Annotated in this window: 6 protein-coding genes, 1 tRNA gene and 1 pseudogene; all 8 read right to left on the reverse strand. The window is 61.4% G+C overall.

Annotated elements, in window-relative coordinates:
* Nucleotides 1-1,158: NADH-quinone oxidoreductase subunit D (locus ACEW8Q_RS13025; RefSeq protein WP_373504487.1), on the reverse strand; the 1,158-nt coding region annotated here is incomplete at its 3' end.
* On the reverse strand, nt 1,155-1,757 hold the full coding sequence (locus ACEW8Q_RS13030) for an NADH-quinone oxidoreductase subunit C (RefSeq protein WP_373504488.1): 603 nt from the start codon (nt 1,755-1,757) through the stop codon (nt 1,155-1,157). The genes ACEW8Q_RS13030 and ACEW8Q_RS13025, both read right to left, overlap by 4 nt.
* A gap of 1 nt (nt 1,758) precedes the next feature.
* Nucleotides 1,759-2,244, reverse strand: a pseudogene (locus ACEW8Q_RS13035) (NADH-quinone oxidoreductase subunit B family protein); the annotation flags it as partial.
* A 29-nt stretch (nt 2,245-2,273) separates the two neighbouring features.
* A complete protein-coding gene (locus tag ACEW8Q_RS13040; RefSeq protein WP_373504489.1) occupies nt 2,274-2,639 on the reverse strand; it encodes an NADH-quinone oxidoreductase subunit A in 366 nt (121 codons plus the stop codon).
* A gap of 377 nt (nt 2,640-3,016) precedes the next feature.
* Nucleotides 3,017-3,093 (reverse strand) — tRNA-Asp (locus tag ACEW8Q_RS13045).
* Between the two features lie 130 nt (nt 3,094-3,223).
* Nucleotides 3,224-4,924: a calcium-binding protein gene (locus tag ACEW8Q_RS13050; protein WP_373504490.1), complete on the reverse strand. Its 1,701-nt coding sequence runs from the start codon at nt 4,922-4,924 to the stop codon at nt 3,224-3,226.
* A 111-nt stretch (nt 4,925-5,035) separates the two neighbouring features.
* The gene (locus tag ACEW8Q_RS13055; protein ID WP_373504491.1) at nt 5,036-5,422 is read right to left on the reverse strand and encodes a RidA family protein; all 387 of its coding nucleotides are present in this window, start codon (nt 5,420-5,422) and stop codon (nt 5,036-5,038) included.
* Nucleotides 5,419-6,162, reverse strand: a 744-nt coding sequence (locus tag ACEW8Q_RS13060) for a small ribosomal subunit Rsm22 family protein (RefSeq protein WP_373504492.1), incomplete at its 5' end; no start/stop codon positions are given. The genes ACEW8Q_RS13055 and ACEW8Q_RS13060, both read right to left, overlap by 4 nt.

The raw sequence follows: 6,162 nt of genomic DNA on the forward strand, positions 1-6,162 counted from the left end.
GATGTCCATAGAGCCGAGTATCGCCACCGAATCCGCGAGCATGTGGCCCTTGCACATGTAGTCCATGGCCTGCAGGTGCGGGAAGCCCGGCGCGCGGATCTTGCACTTGTACGGCCGGTTGCTGCCGTCGGCCACGAGATAGACGCCGAACTCGCCTTTCGGCGCTTCCACCGCGGTGTAGGTCTCGCCCGCCGGCACGTGGAAGCCTTCGGTATATAGCTTGAAATGATGGATCAGGGATTCCATCGACCGCTTCATTTCGCCGCGGGTCGGCGGCGCGATCTTGCGCTCGCGGTAGATCACCGGCCCGCCCGGCATCTTATCAAGGCATTGCGCGATGATCTTGAGACTCTGCCGCACCTCTTCCACGCGCACCAGGTAGCGGTCGTAGCAGTCGCCGTTCTTGCCGATCGGGATGTCGAAATCCATCTCGTTGTAGCATTCATAGGGCTGCGACTTGCGCAGGTCCCATGCGGCCCCGCTCCCACGCACCATGACGCCCGAGAAGCCCCACTCGAAACATTCCTTCAAGGACACCACACCGATGTCGACGTTGCGCTGCTTGAAGATGCGGTTGTCGGTCAAAAGGCCTTCGATGTCGTCCAGCACCTTGGCGTGATGATCGACGAAGATGCCGATATCGTCGACGAGCTTCTGCGGAATGTCCTGATGAATACCGCCCGGCCGCACATAGGCCGCATGCATGCGCGAGCCCGACGCCCGCTCATAGAACACCATCAGCTTCTCGCGCTCCTCGAAGCCCCAGAGCGGCGGCGTCAGGGCGCCGACGTCCATCGCCTGCGTGGTGACGTTGAGAAGATGCGAGAGGATGCGGCCGATCTCGGAATAGAGCACACGGATCAGCTGGCCGCGCTTCGGCACGCTGATGCCGAGCAGGCGCTCGACGGCCAGAGCCCAGGCATGTTCCTGGTTCATCGGCGCCACGTAGTCGAGGCGGTCGAAGTAAGGCACGGCCTGCAGATAGGTCTTGTACTCGATCAGCTTCTCGGTGCCGCGATGAAGCAGGCCGATATGCGGGTCGACGCGAGTGCAGACTTCGCCGTCAAGTTCGAGGACGAGGCGCAGCACGCCGTGGGCCGCCGGATGCTGCGGCCCGAAGTTGATGGAGAAGTTGCGGACGGATGACGTGTCGGTCACTGCTTCGCCTTTTCATCGCCGGGGAGCACGTAGTCGGTGCCTTCCCATGGGCTCAGGTAATCGAAGGAACGGAACTCCTGTACCAGCTTCACAGGTTCGTAGACCACGCGCTTCGACTCGTCGTCGTAGCGGACCTCGACATAGCCGGTAAGCGGAAAGTCCTTGCGGAGCGGATGGCCCGCAAAGCCATAGTCGGTGAGGATTCGGCGGAGATCCGGATGGCCGGAGAACAGCACGCCATAGAGATCGAAGGTTTCGCGCTCATACCAGTTGGCGCTGGGGAACACGCCGATCGCGCTCGGCACCTGCGTGTCCTCGTCGGCCTGAACCTTCACACGGATACGGCGGTTCTTGTAGGGCGCCAGCAGGTGGTAAACGACATCGAAGCGCTTCTCGCGCTGGGGATAGTCGACGCCGCAAATATCGATGAAGCAGGAGAAGCCGCATTCGGCGTCATCGCGCAGGAAGGTCAGGACGCCCACGATGTCGGCCGTTTCGGCCAGCAAGGTCAGTTCGCCATACGCGACATTGAAGCCGGTGACAGAGGCTCCGAGCTTTCCCGCGATGTAGTCGCCCAGTTCGTTCAGTGTTTCAGCCATGTCAGCGCTCGATCGTCCCGGTGCGGCGGATCTTCTTCTGCAGTTGCAGGATGCCGTAGACGAGCGCTTCGGCGGTCGGCGGGCAGCCCGGCACGTAGATGTCCACCGGCACGATGCGGTCGCAACCACGCACGACCGAGTAAGAATAGTGATAGTAGCCGCCGCCATTGGCGCAGCTTCCCATCGAGATGACGTAACGCGGATCCGGCATCTGGTCATAGACCTTGCGGAGCGCGGGCGCCATCTTGTTGGTGAGCGTGCCGGCGACGATCATCACGTCCGACTGGCGGGGCGAGGCACGCGGCGCGAAGCCGAACCGCTCGAGGTCGTAGCGCGGCATCGAGGCCTGCATCATCTCGACCGCGCAGCAGGCAAGCCCGAAGGTCATCCACATCAGCGAGCCCGTGCGGGCCCAGTTGATGAGATCGTCGGAGGCCGTGACGAGGAAGCCCTTGTCAGCCAGTTCAGCATTGATTTCAGTGAAGAATTCGCGCTGCTCGGGGGTCGCCTGTTCGATCAGTCCCATTCGAGAGCTCCTTTGCGCCATTCATAGATGAAGCCGATGGTCAGCACGCCGAGGAAGATCATCATCGACCAGAAGCCATAGACGCCCACTTCCTTGAGCGAGACCGCCCAGGGAAACAGGAAGGCCACTTCGAGATCGAAGATGATGAAGAGAATCGACACCAGATAGAAGCGCACGTCGAACTTCATGCGGGCATCGTCGAAGGCGTTGAAGCCGCACTCATAGGCCGACAGCTTCTCAGGGTCGGGATTGCGGATCGCGATCAGGATGGGCGCAATCAACAGGATCAGTGAAAATCCCAGCGCAACGGCCAAGAAGATGACGACCGGCAGATATTCTCTCAAAAGGTCAGGCATATGCTTTCGCCCCTCCGTCCACCCGCTCGGTGGACCAGAATCCGCCGCTTGGTAGCGCACCGCACCATGTCCCGCAAGCTTTTCGGCACAGTTGTCGGGTGCCGGTGACAAGTGTCGCACAAGGCTTGGGCAATGGACAGAATCGCCCGGACGTGCCCAATTGCAACGCCCATTGAACGGGCGCGACAAAATACCCCAAATGAGAGGACCCACATGAAACGGACCCTGGCCGCAGCGGCAATGACCTTCACTGCCGCGGCTCAGGCCGCAATCATTGATCTCGCCACGGTGAAGTGAAGGCCGGACAGACCCGGCGCTACATCCCTGAAACGACGAAGGGCCGTTCCCCGAGGAACGGCCCTTTCGTTTGAACTGGATGGCGCGAGAGACGGGGCTCGAACCCGCGACCTTCGGCGTGACAGGCCGACGCTCTAACCAACTGAGCTACTCCCGCAATCCAATGCGGCGCGTGATAGAGGAGGCCCCTCACCCTGTCAAGCGGCGCGCAGAAAATTCGGACATCGGCTGCGAAGCCACGCTGGAAGAACCACGGGGCTCCTCTGATCACAATTCGCCCCCAATGCCTAAAGGATCATATCGCCGGCGGTTACATTGCTGACACCCTGCAACTCGATCTGCATCTCGAAAGTGCTGTCGGCATCGGTGTTGAAGTCGATGAAGGTGTTGCCGTTGATCACGCGGATGCGGAACTCACCAGCGCCGATCAGGCCATCCGCATCCAGGACGAAGGCCTGATTGTCCGCAATACCGGTATTGGCATCCACGCCCGACACATCGATCACGTCGATGGTCTGAAATCCGCGGATGATGTCCCGGTTTCCGGCGCCAGCTGCGCTTTCGAACGCGGAATTGAACACGAACGTGTCGGCACCAGCTCCGCCCACGAGGTCGTCCGCGCCATTGCCGCCGATCAGTCTGTCGTCACCGCCGAGGCCCTTGAGAAGGTTGCCCAACTCATTGCCGGTGATCGTGTTTGCCAGACCGTTCCCCGTGCCATCGATCTGAAGCCCTTCCACCAGCACAAGGTTTTCCACGAAGCCTGTGAGGGTATGCGAGATGAAGGCTGCCACCGTATCGATCCCGCCGGGATCGGTTCCGATGAGGATTTCAGCCGCAATGTCCCCCAGTGAATCGACCAGATATGTGTCGTTGCCTGCCCCACCGAACATGAAGTCGTCGCCGGTGCCGCCGTCCAGCCTGTCATTGCCTTCGCCGCCGATCAGCAGGTCGATACCACCAAAGCCGTCCAGAATGTCGTTAATGCTGCTGCCGGTGATCGTCTCGGCGTTGTTGTTCCCGGTGATCCGGACGACTTCGCCCTTGGAGATTCGCGGCAAGACGAAACTGAATCCGTCGGCACTCACGGTCGTTTCCCCCTCCATGACGATGTCGATCAAATGGCTGGATCCCGCTTGCATGGAGAACTTCAGTGCGGACGGCAACCCATTGAAACCGAACTGCTCTGCCGACATGAGAATCGACTGCTTGACGAAGCTACCTCCCGACTCGAGCCGGATCGTCTCGAAACCCCGCAGCGTGGCACCGCGAAGGTCCGCGTTGGCTGTGGTCTGCAGGAGCATGTCCAAGCCGGCTCCCCCATCGAAGCTGTCGCCGGCCGATACGCCGTCCAGCGAAAACCTGTCGTTTCCTGCGCCTGCCTTGATCGTATCCGTGCCGCCACCGCCTGAGATCGTGTCGTTCTTGATTGTGCCAATGATCGAGTCGTCGGCGCCCGAAGCGGTGATGATGAACCTGTCGTTGGCGTTCCAGTTACTGAACGTCAGCCCCGAAAGATCGAGCGATGCATCGTTGAACATGTTCACCCGGATCGTGTAGGCGGCATCGTCGACGGCGATTCCAAGATTGTCCACAAACCCGAAGCTGCCAAAGCTAGTGGAATCGAAGATGGCGGTCACATCGACTGTGCTGACAATGTCGATCCCATCCATCGCAAACAGTTGCGAGTCACTGAAGTCTGCAATGAAATCACCGACGACAGGCCGCACGATCTCCGAGATGAGGAGGATGTCGCTGTCATTGTCGCCACCGTCATAGATTTCACCGGACTCTGTGTCGCCATCTCCCACCACGAAGAAGTCGCGGCCCAGGCCGCCGATCAAGATGTCCCGGCCGCTGCCGCCGTTCAACGTGTCGGAACCAGCCCGGCCATCGAGCACGTCGTCTCCACCCAGTCCGATGAGTATGTCTCCCAGCACGCCACCGGTAAGGGTGTTCGGCCCATTGTCGCCCGTCTTGTTCGCCATGATGGTTCTCCCTGATCGGCTCACGCCAGATGTTGTATCTGCAGTCGACTATCAGCCTATTGTCGTGACACCGGTGTCACCCAGGTTACATCGGCAGGATATTTTCATCGATCAGGTACCGCGCTTCTTGCCCGTCACTTCGATCTCGATCTTCATGCGCGGGTCGGCGAGGCCCGCCACGATCATGGTGGAGGCCGGGCGGATGTCGCCGAAGTACTTGCGCAGCACCGGCCAGCAGGGCTCGAAATCGGCGGCGGCGGGGAAGATGTAGTTGGCACGCACGATGTCGGCCATGTCAAAGCCGGCCTTGTCCAGCGCGGCCTTGATGTTCTTTAGCGTCTGCTCCGCCTGCTCGGCCACGTTCTCCGAGATGGTCATCGTCTCGTAGTTGAAGCCGGTGGTTCCGGCGACCCAGATCATGTCGCCATCGACGATGGCGCGGGAATAGCCGATCTCGGCCTCGAACTTCGAGCCGGATGAAATCTTCGTGCGGGTCATGTGGCGTTCTCCTCTGCGGGGTCGATGAAGCCGCCCCAATCCAGTTTCCGGCTGCGTTTGTAGGCTGCGGCATCGCGGCGGGCAATGTGCCGGTTGACGAGGCCCTTGCCGGTGCAAAGCCGAACGTCGATTCCGGGCTTGGTGTGAACGGGCGGCGTCAGCACGCGGGCTCCGCCCGTCGCCTCGCCATCGCGGGCGACTGCCAGATAGGCGAATTTTTCATCCTCGTAGGGAACGCTCGCGGCCTTGGCATGCATGTGAGCGCGGCTGCGGGCCAGCCTGACGCTGAAATGGCACCAGTCATCACCCGTCATGGGGCAGGTTCCGGCATGGGGACACGGCGCCACTGGAACGGCTCCGGCCCCCAGAACGAAAGCACGGGCCGCCTTCAGCCTCGCAAAGCCGGCGGGCGTTCCGGGTTCAACCAGGACCAGAACCGTACGCGTTGCAGCCCACAACGCCTTCACGGCCGCTGAAAGGCGAGGCGCGGGAATTTCGGCCAATGCGTAAGCAGCGATTACCAGTTCGGCGCCCTCCCCCGGCACGAGGCCCTCGATCTCGCCAACGCGTCCGGCAACAGACGAGAGGGCCGCATTCGGGCTCCCGGCAGCGAGGCGTTGGGCGAGCGACAGGAAGCACGGGTTCGAATCGAGCATCGCAAAGGCCGAGAGGCCGGGCCAGACCTCAGCGGCCGCCCAGCTTGCCGTGCCGGGACCGGAACCGGCGTCGAGCAGCGATCC

This window comes from Aestuariivirga sp., from assembly GCF_041738905.1.
Taxonomy (GTDB): domain Bacteria; phylum Pseudomonadota; class Alphaproteobacteria; order Rhizobiales; family Aestuariivirgaceae; genus Aestuariivirga.

Bases quoted from the DNA above. Each gene is read 5' to 3' on its own strand.
- ACEW8Q_RS13055 (WP_373504491.1), bottom strand. From the start codon at position 5,422: ATGACCCGCACGAAGATTTCATCCGGCTCGAAGTTCGAGGCCGAGATC.
- ACEW8Q_RS13050 (WP_373504490.1), bottom strand. From the start codon at position 4,924: ATGGCGAACAAGACGGGCGACAATGGGCCGAACACCCTTACCGGTGGC.
- ACEW8Q_RS13030 (WP_373504488.1), bottom strand. From the start codon at position 1,757: ATGGCTGAAACACTGAACGAACTGGGCGACTACATCGCGGGAAAGCTC.
- ACEW8Q_RS13040 (WP_373504489.1), bottom strand. From the start codon at position 2,639: ATGCCTGACCTTTTGAGAGAATATCTGCCGGTCGTCATCTTCTTGGCC.